This window comes from Bittarella massiliensis (ex Durand et al. 2017) (assembly GCF_017566145.1).
Classification (GTDB): domain Bacteria; phylum Bacillota; class Clostridia; order Oscillospirales; family Ruminococcaceae; genus Bittarella; species Bittarella massiliensis_A.
The window spans coordinates 360,165-378,878 of record NZ_JABFCL010000002.1 but is presented as its reverse complement, the minus strand read 5'-3'; the positions used below and the strand labels follow the sequence as shown (position 1 = coordinate 378,878).

The 18,714-nt window shown below is 57.2% G+C and carries 13 protein-coding genes; 1 reads left to right on the top strand and 12 read right to left on the bottom strand.

The window, feature by feature from the left end; translation table 11 throughout:
* Positions 1 to 318: 318 nt before the first annotated feature.
* The 4 genes from HJY11_RS04095 to HJY11_RS04080 form a co-directional block, all read right to left on the bottom strand.
* Positions 319 to 1,782 carry an amidohydrolase gene (locus tag HJY11_RS04095; RefSeq protein ID WP_208074713.1) on the bottom strand — a complete coding sequence of 488 codons (1,464 nt, stop codon included), beginning with the start codon at positions 1,780 to 1,782 and terminating at the stop codon, positions 319 to 321.
* 258 nt (positions 1,783 to 2,040) lie between these two features.
* Positions 2,041 to 4,263, bottom strand: coding sequence for a bifunctional metallophosphatase/5'-nucleotidase (locus tag HJY11_RS04090; RefSeq protein ID WP_208074712.1), 2,223 nt, complete (start codon positions 4,261 to 4,263; stop codon positions 2,041 to 2,043).
* Positions 4,260 to 4,475 (bottom strand): hypothetical protein, encoded by a 216-nt coding sequence (locus tag HJY11_RS04085; protein WP_208074711.1) that lies wholly within the window; start codon positions 4,473 to 4,475, stop codon positions 4,260 to 4,262. Before HJY11_RS04085 ends, HJY11_RS04090 begins: the two co-directional genes overlap by 4 nt.
* A 207-nt stretch (positions 4,476 to 4,682) precedes the next feature.
* Complete coding sequence (locus HJY11_RS04080; RefSeq protein ID WP_208074710.1) at positions 4,683 to 6,062, bottom strand: glycine--tRNA ligase; 1,380 nt, start codon at positions 6,060 to 6,062, stop codon at positions 4,683 to 4,685.
* A gap of 268 nt (positions 6,063 to 6,330) precedes the next feature.
* On the opposite strand from HJY11_RS04080, the gene HJY11_RS04075 reads away from it, so the two are divergent.
* Positions 6,331 to 7,701, top strand: coding sequence for a hypothetical protein (locus HJY11_RS04075; protein ID WP_208074709.1), 1,371 nt, complete (start codon positions 6,331 to 6,333; stop codon positions 7,699 to 7,701).
* A 120-nt stretch (positions 7,702 to 7,821) separates the two neighbouring features.
* Here HJY11_RS04075 and HJY11_RS04070 read toward each other — a convergent pair whose 3' ends face one another.
* The 8 genes from HJY11_RS04070 to HJY11_RS04035 form a co-directional block, all read right to left on the bottom strand.
* Positions 7,822 to 8,595: a LytR/AlgR family response regulator transcription factor gene (locus tag HJY11_RS04070; protein WP_208074708.1), complete on the bottom strand. Its 774-nt coding sequence runs from the start codon at positions 8,593 to 8,595 to the stop codon at positions 7,822 to 7,824.
* Positions 8,596 to 8,681: 86 nt separating this feature from the next.
* The gene (locus tag HJY11_RS15625; protein WP_208074707.1) at positions 8,682 to 9,974 is read right to left on the bottom strand and encodes an ATP-binding protein; all 1,293 of its coding nucleotides are present in this window, start codon (positions 9,972 to 9,974) and stop codon (positions 8,682 to 8,684) included.
* A gap of 373 nt (positions 9,975 to 10,347) precedes the next feature.
* On the bottom strand, positions 10,348 to 12,093 hold the full coding sequence (locus HJY11_RS04060; RefSeq protein WP_208074706.1) for a hypothetical protein: 1,746 nt from the start codon (positions 12,091 to 12,093) through the stop codon (positions 10,348 to 10,350).
* 352 nt (positions 12,094 to 12,445) lie between these two features.
* Entirely contained in the window at positions 12,446 to 13,270 is an 825-nt protein-coding gene (locus HJY11_RS04055; RefSeq protein ID WP_208074705.1) for a tyrosine-type recombinase/integrase, read from the bottom strand.
* A gap of 591 nt (positions 13,271 to 13,861) precedes the next feature.
* Complete coding sequence (locus tag HJY11_RS04050; protein ID WP_208074704.1) at positions 13,862 to 15,082, bottom strand: hypothetical protein; 1,221 nt, start codon at positions 15,080 to 15,082, stop codon at positions 13,862 to 13,864.
* A 134-nt stretch (positions 15,083 to 15,216) separates the two neighbouring features.
* A complete protein-coding gene (locus HJY11_RS04045) occupies positions 15,217 to 15,555 on the bottom strand; it encodes a hypothetical protein (RefSeq protein WP_208074703.1) in 339 nt (112 codons plus the stop codon).
* A 65-nt stretch (positions 15,556 to 15,620) separates the two neighbouring features.
* Positions 15,621 to 16,001, bottom strand: coding sequence for a hypothetical protein (locus HJY11_RS04040; RefSeq protein ID WP_208074702.1), 381 nt, complete (start codon positions 15,999 to 16,001; stop codon positions 15,621 to 15,623).
* A 622-nt stretch (positions 16,002 to 16,623) separates the two neighbouring features.
* The gene (locus HJY11_RS04035; protein WP_208074701.1) at positions 16,624 to 18,282 is read right to left on the bottom strand and encodes a hypothetical protein; all 1,659 of its coding nucleotides are present in this window, start codon (positions 18,280 to 18,282) and stop codon (positions 16,624 to 16,626) included.
* Positions 18,283 to 18,714 lie beyond the last annotated feature (432 nt).

The window sequence follows — 18,714 nt, the reverse complement described above, 5'->3', positions numbered from 1 at the left end:
GCAAAAAGGGGGCAGGCCCCATTCCCCGCCGGTTTCACGGTTTATTTACAATTGGATATTATAACATCTCCCCGCGCCGCTGTACACCAATTTGCTGTCGAATCGGGAAAACCACGAAAAGCGCAAAGGCTTTCTGTGCAATTTGTAGCAGATGCACAGAACTCTTGTTAAAAATTTGTCGGAGTGCATAATTTTTTCCTATTGATAAAAAACGGATGGACACTCGCTCTGCCCGGGCAAACGGCCCTTGAGGGACAGAGAAAAGTGCCCCCGCCGGCCGGCGGGGGCGCAAAAACACAGTTCTGTGAAACGGGCGGTTTAGAGGCCGGCCTCTTTTGCACGCTGGGCCACCCCTTCGGGGATGGGGGGCAGCACGTCGTCGGGGGCGGGGCAGTCATAGACGCCGCCGGTCTCGGCCAGCAGCTCTTCCCGCGCCTGCTGACACAGTTCGGGTTGATCGATGACCTTGGCCGCCGAGAGGGCCAGCACCTCGCCGGCCTTCAGATAGCACTTCTCCCCGATGGAGGAGCCGATTTGTCCGGTAACCTGCCAGGTGTGCGGGGTGGTTCCGATGCAGAAGCCGGCCAGGGTGGCCTGGGCGGTGGGGGTGACGTAGCTCACGTCCCCCACATCGGTGGAGCCGGGCATGGCGACCTTGGTGAGCACCAGGGGGGAGATGGTCTCCTCCAGAGGGGCGGCGGCGATCTCCCGCGCCCGCTCTTCCCCAAAGCGCCTGGCCAGACCGGCCAGGACCTGCTGCCGGCTCTCCTCCGGCAGGGACTGGAAAAACTGCGTCGCCAGCGCCTGATCCGCCCCGTCAAATTCGGGGGCGCCCAATTCCGTCAGGGACTCCTGAATGACCGCCGACATGGTGGGGTTGGGGATGTAGTCGCTCATCCCCGACTGAATTTCACAGATGCACTCGGTGCCGCAGATGAGGGCGGCGCCCTTGGCGATGTCCTTCACCCGGGCCAGGATTTCCTGCACCTGAGCGCTCTTGGGGGCGCGCAGAAAGTAGTGGACGCAGGCGTGGTCCTGCACCACGTTGGGGGAGGTGCCGCCCACATCCAGGTAGGCGTAGTGCATCCTCGCCTCGGGGATGACGTGCTCGCGCAGATAGTTGACCCCCACATTCATGATCTCGCAGCTGTCCAGGGCGCTTCTCCCCGCATGGGGGGCGGCCGCCGCGTGGGCCGTGCGGCCGGCGAACTTGAACTTCACGCTGACGTTGGCCAGGGAGCTGGTGCTCCAAACGCCGTTGTCGTAGGAGGGGTGCCAGGTGAAGGCACAGTCCAGCTCGTCGAAGAGGCCGGCGCGGGCCATAAAGGTCTTGCCCCAGCCGTTCTCCTCGGCCGGGCAGCCGTAGAGTTTGACGGTGCCGCTCTTCCCGGTCGCCTCCAGGTAGTCCTTGATCGCCACGGCCGCCGCCGCGGAACCGGTGCCCAGGGCGCTGTGGCCGCAGCCGTGGCCGCCCTCCTGCCCGGGGATGGGGTCTTTGGTGGGGCAGCCGGGTTGCTGGCTGAGCTGGGAGAGGGCGTCGTACTCGGCCAGAATGCCGATGATCGGCTTTCCGCTGCCGTAGCTGGCCACAAAGGCGGTGGGGATGCCGGCAACCCCGGTCTCCACCGCAAAGCCCTCGGACGCCATGAAGTCCCGCAGGGCCAGGGCGGACTTGATCTCTTCATAGCCCAGCTCGGCGCTCTCCCAAATCCTCTGGTGCAGTTCTCGCAGGGCCGGCACCCGCTTGGCCACCGCCTCTTTGACAATGCTCTTCGCTTCCATTCTCGCAACCTCCTCGCGTATTCGGCCCCGGCGAGCGGGGCGGATGAATTTCTTGTCTTCATTGTATCACTCGCGGTGCGGGGGAAGAAGGGGGCGGCGGCCCCTCCCCTCCAACTTTGGACGGATGACCAGGAACGGCGCCGTTTTTTGGCGCTTTTCACCAGTCCCTCTCCCGCCTGCAAAGACAGGGGGGCCGGCGCCCCGCCCACTGGCGGAAAGCGCCGGCCCCCTTGACAGGTATACCCGGTCTTTTACAAACTAGCGGCGCTTTTTGCGCAGCAGGAAAGCGGTGAGAGCCGCTCCGGAGAGGGCGACGGCCACAGCCGCCGGGCGGAAGGCGTCGCCGGTGTTGACGCTGGGATCGCCGGCGGGTTTCTCCCCTTCACCCTGATTGTTTCCCTCCCCCTGGTTGTTCTCCTCGCCGGAGGGTTCGGTCTTGTCGGCGGGGATGGCGCTCTCGCTCTCCACCACAGCCGAGAGGATGCCCGCGTAGTTGTCCAGGTAGAAGAGGGTCTCCTCCACCGCGCCCTCCTTAAAGACGGTCACCTCGTGGGGCCCGTTGGAGAGGGTGAGGGCAAACTGGCCCTTGTCGTCGGTCTTGTATGCCTTGGCCTCGCCGCCGTCAACGCGCACCTGGAAGGTGGCGCCGGCCGCCCGTTCCCCCGCCCCGAAGGCGGTGACAGAGGCCTGGTAGCTCTCGGCGGTGTAGCCGCCGCCGATGGCCCGGATCCGGCCACCGTTGACCGGCACCCGGATGCCGTCCTTGTTTTCCGGCTGGGCGCTCAGGTATTCCAGATAGCGCACGAAGATCCCCTTCTCCCCGTCGCCGCTGCCGATCTTGGTGTAGGCGTTGTCCTCGGTGAAACCCCAGAAACCGTCGCCGCCGCCCAGGTTGTAGGTGCCGCTGGTGACCACGATCGACTTCACGTCGTCATTTCGGTCGAGGACGGTGCCGTCCTCCAGCTTGATCTCGGTGACCCGCTCTCCCTCTCGGATCTTGCGGCCGGCCTTGGTGCCGTCGGGTTTTTTGTACTCCTCATAGGCGATGGCGGGCTTGGAGAGATCATAGGTGTAGGTGAAGCCCGAGGGGATCAAAAAGTGGCCGTGGCCGCCGCTGATCTGCCCGGTGACAGCGTCCTGCGAGGTGACGCTGCTGACCCCTACCTCCACCATGTCGTAGAGGGTCTTGGGGCTGATGGCCACATAGATGACCGGCGAGTCGCTCCAGGGGAGAATCTGGTAGACGTTCTCCATGGTGATCTCCCCGGCGGGGATGGTGGCGCGCACGTTGCCGCTGCAGATGTAGCCGATGTAGTCGAAGTTGCTGTATGCGGCGTTGGCCGAGAGGGCCTCCTTGGCCTCCCACCGGCGGCTGTCGGCCACCAGGTCGTAGAGGTTTGCCTCGGTGGTGCCGGAGACGCCGTACTCAACATCCACTACATTGCCCTGATCGTCCAGGGCGCGGGCCTGAATTTTGCTGGCGTAGAGGGCGGACTGGGTGTTGCCCACCTTCTGGGTTTTGCTGGCCTCCTGCATGGCTTTGACCTTGTCGATGGCCGCCTGGCAGGTGGGGTCGGGCTGAATGCCCTCGGCCTCAACGGTGGCCTTGTTGATCCGGCCGCTCTCCACGCCGGTGAGGTCGTGGCCACTAAAGGTCAAGGTCAGCTTGCCCAGATTGGCCAGGGTGCTGCCGGAGGAGACGATAAGGGTGTCGCCGACCTTCTCCGATTTTCCCTCCAGCATGTCCTGGTGGGTGTGGCCGTCGATGATGACGTCGATCCTGCCGGCCCCCGCCTCGGCAATGGCCTTGGAGGAGTATCTCTCCTCGGTGGACCAGCCGCAGTGGGCCAGGCAGATGACGGCGTCGATGCCGGTTTCATTGGCATCAATGAGGTTTAGGATGCGGGTGGTCTCGTCCTTCACGTCGAGGAAGTCCAGCCCCTTGAGTTTGTCGGGGGAGGCCAGGCTAGAGGTCTCGGGGGAGATCATCCCAAAGATGGCGATCTTGTGGCCCCCCACCGTCTTGACAATGTAGTCGCGCTCCAACTCATTTTTGAGTTCCTGGTTGGATCCGTTGCCAAACTGCAGGTTGCCCGCCAGAACGGGGAAATTGGCAGTCCTGACATTTTCCAACAGGGTCTCCTGGGGATAGTCAAACTCGTGGTTGCCCAGCACCATGGCGTCGTACCCGGCGGCGTTCATCAGTTCAAAGACGCTCTTGCCCTTGGTGAGCATGGAGAAGGGCTGCCCCTGGGTGGCGTCGCCCGCATCCAGCAGCAGGCTGTTGGGGGTGCTCTTTTTAATGGTCGTGACATGGGCCAGATTGAAGGCGTCGCTGATCATCGAGGCGTGCATGTCGTTGGTGTGGTAGATGGTGACGGTGTCCGGGTCCGCCGCGAGGGCCGGCGCCCCCACCGCCATGGTCAGCACCAGCGCCCCCGACAGGAGCGAAGCCAGTGCCCGTTTGAGCGTTCTCTTCATTTCTTCCTCCCCTTTTTCGCTGCAAGCAGCAATGGTAAATGATAAATTTTCTTTCGGCAGATGATTTTGTAATTTACGCACAAAAAAGCCGGTCTGCCATTGGCAAACCAGCCCAGTTTTTTTGAGGGAAGAAGATGTTGCATTGCCGAAAGAAAATCTATACGTATTTTATCACAAAAGTGAGATACAGAGCGCTCTTTTGTTGCAATCAAACCGCCAATCTTTTTCTAAAAAAATTATTGATCCTGTATAATTCCCGCCTGTTTGTAGACCTCTTCTCTCATGTATTTGGCAAACTAAACAGAACCTCTCCCTTTTAACACCTCAAAACAATACCCCTTTTCTTCATAAAAAAGAGGCATCCCCTCTCTCAAAAGAGAGGGGATGCCTCTATCCCTTCGCCCGGGGGCGACAGCAGTTTAGAACTGGATCTTCTCCTCGATATAGCGCTCCAGCTGATCGATGGCGATCCGCTCCTGGGCCATGGTGTCCCGGTCGCGGACGGTGACGCAGCCGTCCTGCTCGCTCTCAAAGTCGTAGGTGATGCAGAAGGGGGTGCCGATCTCGTCCTGGCGGCGGTAGCGCTTGCCGATGGAACCGGCGTCGTCGTAGTCCACCATGAACTTTCCAGCCAGCTGCTCGCGCACCTTGCCAGCCTGTTCGCCCAGCTTTTTGGACAGGGGCAGAACGGCCGCCTTGAAGGGAGCCAGGGCGGGGTGGAAGTGCATGACCACCCGGCTGTCTTTCTCCCCCACCTGCTCCTCGTCGTAGGCCTCGCAGAGGAAGGCCAGGGCCACCCGGTCGGCGCCGAGGGAGGGCTCCACCACATAGGGGACGTAGCGCTCGTTTGCCTCCTGATCGAAATAGCTCAAGTCCTTGCCGCTGTGGTTTTGGTGCTGGGTCAGGTCGTAGTCGGTGCGGTCGGCAATCCCCCACAACTCGCCCCAGCCAAAGGGGAAGAGGTACTCGATGTCGGTGGTGGCCTTGGAGTAGAAGGACAGTTCCTCCTTCTCGTGGTCGCGCAGCCGCATGTTCTCCTCTCTCATCCCCAGGTTCAGCAGCCAGTTTTTGCAGTAGTCCTTCCAGTAGTAAAACCAGTCCAGATCGGTGCCGGGTTTACAGAAGAACTCGCACTCCATCTGCTCAAATTCCCGGATGCGGAAGATGAAGTTGCCGGGGGTGATCTCGTTGCGGAAACTCTTGCCCACCTGGCAGACGCCGAAGGGCAGCTTTTTGCGGGTGGTCCTGGCGATGTTGGCAAAGTTGACAAAGATGCCCTGGGCGGTCTCTGGGCGCAGGTAGATCTCGTTTTTCGAGTCCTCGGTGACCCCCTGGTAGGTCTTGTACATCAAGTTGAACTTGCGGATATCGGTGAAGTTCTCCCCCCCGCAGTTGGGGCATTTGATGTGGTTGTCGGCGATGAACTGCAGCATCTTCTCCTCCGACCATCCGTCGGCCGACTCGCCGGTGAAATCCTCGATGAGCTTGTCCGCCCGGTGGCGGCTCTTGCAGTCCTTGCAGTCCATCAGCGGGTCAGAAAAGCCCCCCACATGGCCGGAGGCGACCCAGGTCTCGGGGTTCATGAGGATGGCCGAGTCCAGCCCCACATTGTAGGGGCTCTCCTGCACGAACTTCTTCCACCAGGCCCGCTTGAGGTTGTTTTTGAACTCCACCCCCAGGGGGCCGTAGTCCCAGGCGTTGGCCAAGCCGCCGTAAATCTCCGATCCGGGGTAGACAAAGCCCCTGCTCTTGCAGAGGGAGACCACCTTGTCCATGCTCTTTTCACTGTTTTGCAGCATTGCAAATCCTCCCATTTCCCAGCCCCTGGGGCCAGACTTCTTGTTTCGCCGGCCCTGCGGCCGCGGTCGGTCTCGCAGGCGGCGGTGCGCCCATCCGACAAAGCCCCCGGCGAAGCGGGGGCAGTACGCTTCTTATTGTAAAGTCTGGCCGCGCAGAAGTCAAGGCGGAAAGCCGCTGCCGGGGCCCTTTCCCCAAAGTTTGAAGGTCCCGATTGCGCCGGCGCCGATTCCGTGGTAGAGTGGGGAAAAATCGCAGTGGAAAGGGCAGGTGATCCTCTTGAAAAACAGCGGCATTTACGGTGTCCGGCGACGGATGGGCGACCCCTCCCCCGCCCTGGAGCGCATCTGTGACAGCGCCGGGCTCACGGCGAGGGCGGGCGTGGGCAAACAGCGGGTGCAAAACGACTTTGACCAAATTCTCCCCTGGGGCGGCTTTCGCCGCTGCAACCTGGGGGCCAACGGCCGGGTGCGCGCCTATTTCGGCGAGCCCGGCTACCAAAGCGACGGTGAGGGCGGCCAGGTGATGGTGGAAATTCCCCGCTTCTACCAGCTCCACCTGGAGAGGGAGGGCTGGGAGTACTGGCTGGTCAGCCCCCGCCCACAGGAGGGGTTTCGCCTCTCGCCGGCCTTTCTCGACGCGCGGGGGGAGCTGCTGGACCACATCTACGTCGGCGCCTACCTCTGCGCCCCCGACGGGCGGGGCGGGGTGGTGAGCGCTGCGGGCCGGTACGGCCGCATCCGCACCGACCGCCCCACCTGGCGGGGCCTCTGCCGCGCCGTGGGGCCCCGCTGGGGGATGGTGGACGCGGTCTTTCTCTGCGACGTGCTGCAGCTGCTCTTCACCGTGGAGTTTGCCACCCTCGACTCCCAGTCGGTGATGACCGGACTGACCGACCTTCCATACAGCGCCAGCTTCCCCCTGCTCCTGTCCGAGCAGGGGGCCAACCGCGCCGTGGTGGCGCAGGAGTATGCCCGCCAGTTTCGCCCCGGCCAGGGGATCGCCCTGGGCTGGGAGCTGGGGGACAACCGGGTGGTCCCCCACGCCGCAGTCACCGGCGTCACCCCCCTGGGCGGGGGGCGGGCCGCCGTCTCCTTTGACGGCCCGCCCGCCGACTTGGAGGCGGGGATGCTCCTCTACTCCTCCCTCTGGATAAACGGGGGCGCCGACGGGGTGGCCGCCTCTTCCGGCGCGGCCTTTGCCGACGCCCAGGGGCAGTCCCCCATCCTCTGGCGGGGGATCGAAAACCCCTACGGCAACACTTGGGAGTGGATCGACGGGATCAACATCCTCGATTTGCGCCCCTATGTCTGCACCGACCCGGGTGCTTACAGCGACTGCGCCATCACCGGCGCCTACCGGATGGTGAACTATCTCGACAGCCCCACCGACGAGGCCCCCATCGTTGCCTGGGGGGAGGACCCCCGCCTCCCCTTTGCCCGCTTCCCCACCCGCTCGGGGGAGGACGGCGGTCCGGGCCGCTACTGCGGCGATTTTTACTGGCAGCGCCCGGGGCTGCGGGGGGTCATCTTCGGCGGCAGCTGGTACAACGGCAGCCGGGCGGGGATTTACTGCTTCAGCGGTTGGAGCGCGCCGGAGATGATCCACGTCAACACCGGCGCCCGTCTCCTCTACCGGTGAGGCCCACCCCCGCCAAACCGGCAGGCGGGACGGAGAATCGTCCCTGCCCGCCCCTCTCTTTTACCTCCGGCAGAAAAACAGGCCCGCGGGCGCAGTGCGCCCGCGGGCCTGTTTTGTCTCTCACACCAGTGCGTCGCCGGGCAGCCCTGCAAAGGGCCCCCGCCGCCGGCTTTTGCGGGCGAGGAAGCGGATATAACTGCTCTTGACCGCGCTGAAATTCTTCCTGGGAATGGGGATGAGCGAGCCCTCGGACATCACGAAAGCATCGGACGTGAGCTGGCGCACCCAGCCCATATTCACCACGTAAGACTTGTGGGGGTGCAAGAAGTCCTCGTTTTCCAAGAGGGCGGCCACCGCCTGTTCAAAGGGGACACGGATGTGCAGGGAGGGCGCCACCTGGCCGTTTTCCAGGTGAAAATAGAGGATGTGGCTGCGGTACTCCACATAGAGGATCTCGCTCTGATAGACCGCCGTGATCCCCGCCTTGCCCTTAAAGGCAAAGCGGGGGGCGCTGCCGGTCTGCCGCCAGGTGCGAATGGCGTCCAGCAGGGCAAAGAGGGTCTGCCGCTTTACCGGTTTGAGCAGGTACTGAAAGGCGCTCACCCCGTAGGCCTCCAACGCAAAGTCGCGGGAGGAGGTCAGATAGACCAGTGCCGCCTCCCAATCGGTCCGGCGAATCTCCTCTCCCAGGCGGATGCCGTCTACCTCCGGCATCAGCACATCCAAAAGATAGATGTCGTAGCGCGCCCCGGCCTGGATCTCCTCCAGCAGTTGGGCGGAGGAGTCGTACTGCTGCCACTGGATTTCACAGCCGCGCTCCCCACGGTACTGGATAAGGCATTCTTCCAGCGTCTCCAGCTGCGCCCTGTCGTCGTCACAGATGGCGATTTTCATCCCATCACCCCCTCTTTTCTCCCGCGTCAGCGCGGGTATTCGCAGCCATTGTACCACAAAGCTTTCCCCCGGCACAAATGCGCCCGTTAGCGCTCCCCCATCTGAAAGAGCAACCGCAGTACAAACCAGCCCCCCTCGGCGCTGCAGTCGATCAGGATGCCGTACTTGCGGGCAAAGGCCAGCATGCTCTTGGTGCCGATGCCGTGTTCCTCCTCCTCGGCGAAGGGCAGTTCGCTCTTGGGGTCAATCGCAATCTGGCCCTGGTAGGTATTGGCGACCTCCAGCAGAAAGCTGTCCCCCACCACCTGGCCGCTGAGCACAATGCTCCGCTGGGCGGACACCGGCATCTTTTGGCAGGCGTGCAGGGCGTTCTCCGCCGCGTTGGCCAGCACCACCGCCAATTCCAACTCCTCGGCGGGGAGGGGATCGGGGAACTCCAGCGCCGAGTGGACGGCAATCCCCTCCTCTTCCGCCTGGCGCAGATAGACCGAGAGGGCGGCGTTGACGGTGAGGTTTTTGCAGTAGCAACGCACGGCTGCGCTCTTCGACGCCTGCTCGTCCAGGTCGTTCACGATCTGCCGCGCCTCCTGATAGCGCCCGCCGCGCAGGTGCTCGTCGGCGATCTGCAGGTAGTGGCGCAAGTCGTGCCGATAGATGCGGATGCGGGCTTCACTGCTCAAGATGGCCTGCTCCTGTGCCTTCATCATCTCGACCTGGGTCATCAGAACCTGGTTGGCCCGCTCCTGCTCCAGCTGTATCCGCAGCTGGTGAAAGAGGAGCAACAGCAGTACATAGGTGGCCATCATGGCGCAGATCACCAGCAGCAGGGCGACAGCGCCCTCTCCCCAATAGGGAGAAAAACCCGGCGACTCCACCAGCAGATCAAAAATTTTGCAGTAGAGCAGGGGAACGGCAGTGAGGAGGAGCCAAGGGCGGCGAAACCGCTCCAGAATCGAGAAGAACTGTTCCCGAAACACCCGTGCAATGGCCGTCAGCAGAGCCAGGTGCAGGGCCAGTTCAAGCGGCACCTCCCACCAGGGGCTTAAAATATTCTTCAAAATCTCCCCGACGATGCCCACCCCCATCATGATCGAACAGGCAGCCACCACCGAAAAGGCCGTTCGCGCGTCCCGGTACTTGGCAAAGGTGAGGGACAGCAAAACCATCGGCAGCACGATGGTCAGCACGTTGAAAGTCGCGTCAAGAGCCTGCCCCCTGCGGAGAAACAGAAGGCAATTGAGCAGGAAAATCGCCGAACTCCCCGCTGCCAGCACCGCCGCCGTCTTTTTCCTGGAAACGCGGCTGGGCACAAGGAGGTAGATGTAACAGGCAATCACCAGGTAGTTCAGCCAGTTGGAGAACTGTTCCGCTTGGTTCACTAAAGACCTCCTCCTCCCCCCTTTGTCCACTGCTTGGAGGGCTTTCATTTCCGTCAGAGCAAGTATACCACATTTCCCGCCAACCGGCGCATCTTTCCCCGCGCCATTGGACCGCTTTGTGAAAAACAGCCCCCCACAGGCGAATGCAGACCGGTTGCGCCCGCCCTTCTCGGTCCGGCTGCCCGCTGCCAAGGGGGTGCGCAGCCGATTCCGCCCCGCGCTATGGCCGCCTCCAAGGCCCCGGCATGATCGCCGCTCCCGCCCGCCCCAGCGCCTGCGGCGCTGGGGAAGCGTCCGCCACAAAGGCTTTGCCGGCAAGAAAGGAGCGCTCTGCGATCGACTCACAGAGCGCTCCTTCTATCTATGGATAGCGCTATTTGTTGTGCTTTCTCCTTTGGCCGTAGACAGCTGCACCAGCCAGTCCTGCGGCGGAAACCAGCAGGAGGGCGACCCACAGTTGGACATCGCCAAAGTCGCCGGTCTGCGCCGTATCCGATCCCTCGTTGCCGGCGCCATTTTCACCGGTGGCCGGGATCTCCACAGCCGCCTTCTTGTAACCGCAGACGGTGCACGCCTCGCACTTACTCCCTTTCTCGGTGGCAGTGGCTTCCTTCTCGACCACCCAGTTGAAGGTGTGCTCGGCCGCCTCGACCTTGTCGCCGCAGACGGTGCACAGGTGCCAGTGCTGGGCGCCGTCGGAGACCCACTCAGCGCCGGCAGAATGGCCGGTGGCTTTCACCACGGTGTCGCCCTGGGCGATCTCCCTGGTCAGCTCTTTGTCGCTAAAGTACTTTCCGCAGTCGGCGCAATACCAGTAGGCAATGTTGCCGTCCTCGGTGCAAGTGGGCTCTTTTTCCGCGACAGCGGTGACGTTGCCGTGGGTGGTAACAGGGGTGTCTGCAACCGGCACATCGTTGACGGTGACATTGCCGCTGCCGGTGTTGATGACAGCGACCTGATCCAGGCCGGTCAGGTCCACATCGCCGCACAGCACAGTTACCTGATCGCCTTTAGAAGCCTTTTCGTTGAGGGTGTTGTTGACCGCGGCAGCGGTGCCGATATAGGTCTTGCCGGTGGCGTTCAGAGAGGCCGCAACGGCGCCCTGCACGGCGTAGTCGGCCGCGTCGGGAGAGGTGAAGGTCCCGGCGGAAATGCTGGTGTCGTAGTAGGCGTCCATAAGGGAGCTGTCGAACTCGCCGGTGTAATCGCCGCCCTTGATGGCGACCGTTCCGCCCGCTCCGGAGCCCTGTCCGTTGGAGAACAGCTTCGCATCGGTGGCCTCATCCTCCACCACAAAGGTGCCGCCCTCAATCACCAGCTGCCCCTTGGCATGCTCGCCCCAAGTGCCGTTGGATATGACGCAGGCGACATTGCCGCTGGCGGTGAAGGTGCCGCCATAAATGTTGGCGACATTCCAGTTTTGCACCACAGCGCCCTGGTAAGTCGGGCAGCTGAAATCGCCGTCGTAGATGTTCAAAACGCCGCCCTCGTCATTTTTGACGGGGTTGTAGCCGGCGCTGGCAAAGGAGCCGCCGTTGATGGTCAGCGTCGGGCTGGCGCTGTTGGCGCCCGCCACATAGTTGTTGCGCTCGTTGGGTCTGTTCGCCGTGTAGGCGGAGTAACCATTTTCAACCAAACTGGAGACGGTATCGACAGTGGTCTTTACGGTGACGCCCCCATTGATGGCCATCTCGCCGTGGTTGCAGATGGTGTACCACTGGTTGGCACTGCGGGTATAGTAGCCGCCGGACAGGGTGGCCTTGCCGCTGTTGAACACTGCGGCATAACCGCTCGCTGCAGCCTGCACCTTGCCGCCGCCCACAGAGTCGATCACCTCGAGGGTGGCGCCGGCGCTCACATAGATGGCATCCTTGTTTGTGCCAGTCAGCGTCTTGCCATTCAGGTCCAGGGTGGCGGTGACCCCCGCTGGAATCACGATACTCTGCTCGATGTTTGCGCCGAGTTTGATCGCCCCGCCAGTTTGAACGGCGCTGGCCAACTCCTCCGCCGTGGAAACCGTCGCCTCCGCTGCGAAGGCGGTGACGCTGCCCAGGGACAGGATCAGCGCCGCGCACAGCACCAGGGACAAGAACTTCTTCGGCCTCTTTACTTTGCCCATATAGATTGCCTCCTTTTTATTCTTCAGGGGAGCGCGCGAGCGGCTCTCCTTGAATTTTCCACCCAATGACACATAATCTGCATTATGTGTGTTCCAACAGAGTACAGGCAGGGAAACAGGCTTTTTCATCCTAAAAAAGAACCGTCTTGAGGCTGGAGAGACAAGCAGATGCGCGCAGTTCACCAGGCCCTCTGAAAACAGAGCTCAGAAGGCTTCCTTTTTGTGCGCAAATCTGAAAAACACCCTAAGAGGCCTTGACTATGGCAGGAAGAGAATGGTAATATAAATAAAAAGTTAAAGAAAATTGGTTTGCCATTTACTACATAATGCAGATTATGTAGTTTTTTTGTTTCTATAACACCAACCGCAGGGCGTCCATCCGCTGGCGGTGTTCTCTGCCGGAAGAGATGATGTAGATGCGGGTGGTGTTGATGTTGGAGTGTCCCAAAATATCGGCCAGCTTTGCCAGATCCCGGTCGATGGCGTAAAAGCAGCGCGCAAAGAGGTGCCGCAGGTTGTGCGGAAAGACCTTGCTGCTCTCCACCCCGGCCTCTGCGCAGAGCGATTTCATCATCCGCCAGATGCTCGAGCGATCCAGCGGCCGCCCCGTGCGGGTGACAAACGCCGGACCGCTTTTGACCCCGCGCCGGTGCAGATAGCGCTGCAGCTTTTTCCGCAGTTTTCCCGACAGCAAGATCACCCGGGTCTTCCCCTTGAGCTGGATCACCGCCTCCCCCCTCTCCACCGCCTCGGCGGTGATGCTGTGCAGTTCTGACACGCGGATACCCGTGGCGCAGATCGTCTGGATCATCAGTGAGAGCCTGTCGCTGTGCCGGGCCTCCGCGGTGCGAACCAGGCGCAGGTATTCCGTTTTTGACAGTTCCCTTTCTCTGGAACAAAATGCCTGTCTCTGAATCTTCAGCTGCTTTACCCGCAGATCATGTCTACCCAAAAAGGCAAAAAAGCCGTTGATGGCTGCCAGCTTTGCGTTGACACTGGCTGGCTGATACACCTCCCGCAGATGTCCCTTGTAGTCGATCACCTGCTCTTTGGTGACCTCCCCTCCCGGCGTCCAGCGAAAAAACGCCTCTATATCCCGGCGGTACTGGCTGCGGGTGGCCGGGCTCTTTTCCTCCCATTCCAGGTGCGTCATATACTCCTCGATCTCTCTCTGCATATCAGTAGTCTCTCCCTCTCTACAAATCCATTCTCTCCCCATTCTGCCCATCCTCTATTCGTCCGTTTTATTTTAGGGGATTTTGTCGAATTCGCGCACATGTAAATGATGGAAAATCTGCCATGGGAAGTTGTTTTGAGCCCATCCCCGGGAGAAGCGCCCGTCCCGGCAGGGCAAAAGCCAGGCGGTCTCCCTCGCCCAGCCAGACGAACTCCCCTTTTTCTACCTATATATAAAAAAGACGACCGGTTCCAAGAAACCGGCCGTCTCTTCGGCCCAAAAACGCGCAGAGCAAAATGCCTCGCATGTCAAAAGAGAGAGACGAGCTGTTTAGAGGCCGCCCAGGTGCAGACTTCACACCACAAAAAAGAAAACCCTGCGGCGCGCACATTGCCCACCGCAGGGTTGAAAGAGAGAAAACAGCTTGAATGCCACCTCTAAGGGGCTGCCAAACGCCCAAAAGCCAACAATTCATGGTCTTCTCTACAAAAAAATTCGCAGAGGGTCGCGAAACAGTTGACTCCTATTTTTGCGTGGCCCCCACTCAAACGCTTTATTGCCGGTCTCAAGGGCGACACAAGTTGGCCCAGCCTAATACACCGGTCTATTGTCGACTGGACGCCAACCGCAGGAACAGGCTTTGGTGGCTTCATACCGTGTCACACTGGTTTTGACGGTCTGATAGCTGTCATGCTCTTCTCTTGGCGCCCCATTGCTCGTATAGATTTCCACATGGGTATTCCATGATTCCAGCGCAGTATAATCTTTGCCAGCGCTGAAGGACATCCCGCATTCGCACACCACTTTTTCAAAGTAAACTTCTTTTGCGATTGTGCCAAAGTCATGAACATGTCCTGTGACCACTTCTTCTCCACACCCCGAGCAATACCGATATGCCAAGCCTTTAAAGCCAGTCCCCCAGCTGGAGGTGCACCCATCCGCCGCATGGTGGAGAAACAGGTCATTTTGGGAACGAAAGAACATTGGCTCTTCCCCATTGTATCCATGCATGCGGCACTCCGCTCCATACTCCATGTGCCAACTGTTCTCAGGGCTTACATACACCCATGTATGGACATGTGGTGTTGCCCCATTTCCCGTTTGGCTCGACGGGCCCTGTGAACCGTTGCCAGTTTCAGGTGTCCCTTGGCCAATATTCCCGCCATTCCCGGCAGCTTCTGAACTTGTTGTGGAATTTTGACTCGAACCAGGAGTTGGTGCATGCCCCGACGTAGTGGTTTCATCATTGGGGATTGCTCCTGCGGCTTCCGTACCGCGGTAAACAGCGGCGCCAGCATCTTCCAAACTCTGGGCAGTAGACGGATCTACCACTATAATCTTTTTGGAAGCAACGATCACACTTTCTGCCATACCGTTTTCCGGAAACTCTCTCCCAAGAAGTGCACACAGTGCTTTTGCGTTTACAGTAAAGGTATACTTTGCCTCCAAATTGGCAGCGACAGATAAGTCCAGTTCATCAGCAGTTGCCTTTATCACAATAGCGTCATCATAAGACAGAAGGGATAGTAGATCCAATGTGCTTCCGGCCAATACATATGTCTCTTCCTCTAGTCCCGTGACAATGCCGGCTAAATCCTCAACAGAAAAATCAATTTCCACCTGGCCCTTTTCAGGTCCACGCACTCCATCCCTGCCGCCGAGCATGAAAGCCACAGCAATTCCCACACAGAGAATAACCGCCAAAATAACCCCGCTGGTTATGACTTGTTTTTTGCGCTTGTGAAGCCAATTTTTCAGTCCATTCATTCCTATTTTCCATATCCTTTCTTCATTTTTTGCCGGTAGATGCAAAAAGGCGACCCGCCCTATAACGAATCGGACAAATCCACCTTGATCCCTGTATAAACACGCAAAAATGCGACCGACAATAAAATCGGTCACATTTTTTGGAAGGGGCGAACGGGTTAGATGCCCTTTCCAGTCAATTAATTTGACACTTCCTTCGAGCCCATTTTTTCAAATCGTTTAAATGCTTTATCTGCAATCTCCAGCTTATGATATTTATCGGTATCTAACCCATCAATAATATGGATAAGCTCGCGACTATTAAGTGTTATAGCCATAATTATCTGGCTTTGGGGACTAACTTCAGATACTGACTGAATGAAGCTGTTCACATCTTCTGAAACTATACAAAATTCGGCAATTTCATTTATAGAGCGAACTTTGACGAGGCGAAATGTTAAATAGGTCTTGGTAACGATTACCTCTCGATGAAATAAAAATAATCTATCTCCTATTCGTGGGGGAGGCTGAGCTTTCATGCTTCCCCCCTTTCTTTACAAATCTTTTATTTCATCTCTTTCAAAGAACACCCTGCAACATACATTTACTTGTTTTTATCATAACAGAAGCACTGTAATTTTGAAAGTGACTTTTCTCGATATAGCATCTCTATATTAAAAGTTATCCACAAAAGTACCAATGTCCTCAATCCGAAGGCATCGGTGCTTTTTTGCAGGTAATCTATTTTTTCAGTGGTGGGATTTGCGTCCTGCTCGTACCCGCCGACAAATCGCATTTTGATCTGGGTGGTGGAAAGGACGGTCACCTGTTCAATAATCCTTCTGATAAAGTCATCACTAAATTTGGTGAGGTTCAAATTTTCCCCGTTATTGATATAAAGCAGGGCTTGTTGATATTGGTGCTCCTGTGCCTGATCCGCTATCTTCTTTTTCTGTATTTTCTGCAGTTGATTGGTCAGGGCCATTCTGATTACAACCCAAGGTCGGCCAACCCATCTGACGTGTGGGCAAAACGATAGCGCGTATCATAACCCTCCGCCCAAGGTCGTGGCACCCCCCCTCTTTCCGATAAAAATGCATCGCTCGAAACCAAAAGCAACAGCTGCCATCCCATAAAGGGAAGGCGGCTCTTGCTTTGGTTCGTCATGGCGTTTTTCCGAAATTCGCAGCAAATTTGCACTGCGAACTTTTAGCCGCTCGCCCAGGCGGGGACGCACCCGCATGGCTGGTATTCATTTTTCAAGCTACAAGGCGAACGTTTTTTCCCCGTTCGCCCTATAGCCCAGGAAAAAGGCCGGATCGTGACATGAAATGAAAAAAATATATAGGAATCCACCCCATATATCATGTAATAGAAAAACTTAAGCTGATCATCTGGACTTAGGCGATACCTGCATATCTACGGAATTAAAGTTTGCTCTTCAACTGGCTAATGGGGTAGAAAAAACAATTTTGAGTTTCAGATAGCTGCCAGACCTGAATCCGATTTTTCATGCAGATCTTTTAAAAGAGTATCAAGAAAAAGAGCAAGTCTGTAAAAGCTAAGGGGCGGCCTTAAAACAGGCCGCCCCTTAGCTTTCTTTCAAACTATTTGATTTCGTTTAACTTGCGTTTTTTTAAGAAAATAAAGCTCAGCAAGGCTGCACCAGAAAGTGCCGCTACTACTGTCCACAAAGCGGATTGATTGTTTTCTCCAGTAGTAGGGTTGTCAATATTGGGCTTTTCGGTATTCGCTGTATCTGTAATAGCGATTTCCTCAATCACCTTGTTTCCACAGACAGAACAGACTTTTTCACGGCTACCGGTCTCAGTTGCTGTCGCCTCTTTGATTACCGTCCATTCGCCGTAAGCATGCTTTGCTATATCTGCCTTTTCTCCGCAGGCGCATTCATGCCAGTGGTTATTTTTGTCAAGTTTCCACTCCTCATTGAAAACATGGGTATGAGGAATAACCGGGATCTCTGCAATTTCTTCATAGCCACATACAGTGCAGGTGCGTTTTTTCGTCCCTTTTTCTGTCTCTGTTGCTTCCTTAGTCACAGACCAGCCACTCCAGCTATGCCCTGCAATATCAACTTTTTCTCCACAGGCACATTCATGCCAGTGGTTGTCTTTATCAAATTTCCAGGTTAGAGTATCAAATTTGTGAGCAGTGGTAACAGAGTCATTCTCTACCGTCTGGCCATTTACTACCATGTCTTTGCCTGTTTGGTTTTCGACCTTAACTTGATCTGGCACCGCGATTGAATCACCGTTGAGAACAGTGATCGTATCTCCCGGCTTCGCTGTATTGGCCATTTCCTGCACATCGTTGCCAACAGCATACTGGGTATCGCCTTCGCTGGTGTGTTTGATCAACGCAGTTTCATCAGTGACATACTTAGAAGGATCAGCGGTATAGCTACCTCCAGCAATCGCAAGATTAGCATTGGGATCTGCCGAGCCCAATTTACCCGCAATACCAGGTGCATTAAAAATACCGCCTTTGACATCGATGGTTCCATTTTCTGTGCCATTTCCGTGCACCACAAAAGCTATCTTCTCTGCGTTCACCACTGCAGTCGAATTCTCTGGGAAAGTGATGCTACCGACACCGGAGCTTCCCTGTTTTGACACAACTCCATAAGCACCATTAAAGGTTCCGCCCTTGATGGTGACATCCCCATATGTAATCAGCGCACCAGCTCCATTGCCAATAAAGGTTCCGCCTTCAATCACTGTTTCTGTAGATGACGCTGAACTAATTGCGGAATTATAGGTCGCACTATTTGCGCCAGCGCATTCAAAGGTCCCACCTTTAACGGTCATCGAATAACCGACATTCTGAACTGCCACCATATATTGGCCACCATCATACAAAACTTTTCCGTTCCCTTTGCTATCCTGAATCACCAGATTTCCCATATTGCTGATTACAATGGTTTTTCCCGATACGGTGCAGCCATTGAGATCAAGAATCATAGTAGGCTGGGCGTCTCCATCCTGATAATTACCGAACGTAATGGGAGACGTTGCGCCCTTCTTCAAGGTGATATTTTTTTGTAGGGTTACAGTAAATGATCCATCCTCATTGGCCGAAATTGTCGCTGCACCTTCCGACCACTTGTCGATAGCCTCTTGTGTGGTACCACTTTGAAATACCATTCCATTGCTTACTTCTACCGTTTCTTCCGCCGCAAAAGCCGTTGTAGGTATCATGACTACCGCCATGAGTACACACAGCACCAAACTGAGTAGCTTTTTCATTGTACAACCTCCATTTCTTGCTTCTGAAACCTTTATTTAATTCTTTCCATGAGCTGTTTGCGGTCAGCCCATAGCCAAAAAACGGCCACACTATATCTGCCCGGAGCTATTTATTGTATCACCTCTTTCTGCTGAAAGGCACTGTATCTGTTCTTCCCTTCTTTTTTATCTGAACTTCTTTTATACACGCAAAAAAGACATAGCCCGTCTATTTTCTACAGACAGCTTATGTCTTAAAAGTCAGTTTTGTTTTGAAGGAAAAGCAGACAGAACTAACCCTTGCTTGCTTGCTTGCTTGCTTGCTTGCTTGCTTGCTTGCTTGCTTGCTTGCTTGCTAAGAGCTTACCGCCCATTAACACGCCTGTCAATCCCCTTTGTATGTATTTCTTCTAAATATAAGTATATACAAAGTATTTCTTTCTGTCAATATAG

What these genes read in the sequence shown, in the direction of transcription:
- HJY11_RS04090 (WP_208074712.1), bottom strand. Translation starts at nt 4,263, where the DNA reads ATGAAGAGAACGCTCAAACGGGCACTGGCTTCGCTCCTGTCGGGGGCG.
- HJY11_RS04035 (WP_208074701.1), bottom strand. Translation starts at nt 18,282, where the DNA reads ATGAAAAAGCTACTCAGTTTGGTGCTGTGTGTACTCATGGCGGTAGTC.
- HJY11_RS04040 (WP_208074702.1), bottom strand. Translation starts at nt 16,001, where the DNA reads ATGGCCCTGACCAATCAACTGCAGAAAATACAGAAAAAGAAGATAGCG.
- HJY11_RS04055 (WP_208074705.1), bottom strand. Translation starts at nt 13,270, where the DNA reads ATGCAGAGAGAGATCGAGGAGTATATGACGCACCTGGAATGGGAGGAA.
- HJY11_RS04080 (WP_208074710.1), bottom strand. Translation starts at nt 6,062, where the DNA reads ATGCTGCAAAACAGTGAAAAGAGCATGGACAAGGTGGTCTCCCTCTGC.
- HJY11_RS04070 (WP_208074708.1), bottom strand. Translation starts at nt 8,595, where the DNA reads ATGAAAATCGCCATCTGTGACGACGACAGGGCGCAGCTGGAGACGCTG.
- HJY11_RS04095 (WP_208074713.1), bottom strand. Translation starts at nt 1,782, where the DNA reads ATGGAAGCGAAGAGCATTGTCAAAGAGGCGGTGGCCAAGCGGGTGCCG.
- HJY11_RS04060 (WP_208074706.1), bottom strand. Translation starts at nt 12,093, where the DNA reads ATGGGCAAAGTAAAGAGGCCGAAGAAGTTCTTGTCCCTGGTGCTGTGC.
- HJY11_RS04045 (WP_208074703.1), bottom strand. Translation starts at nt 15,555, where the DNA reads ATGAAAGCTCAGCCTCCCCCACGAATAGGAGATAGATTATTTTTATTT.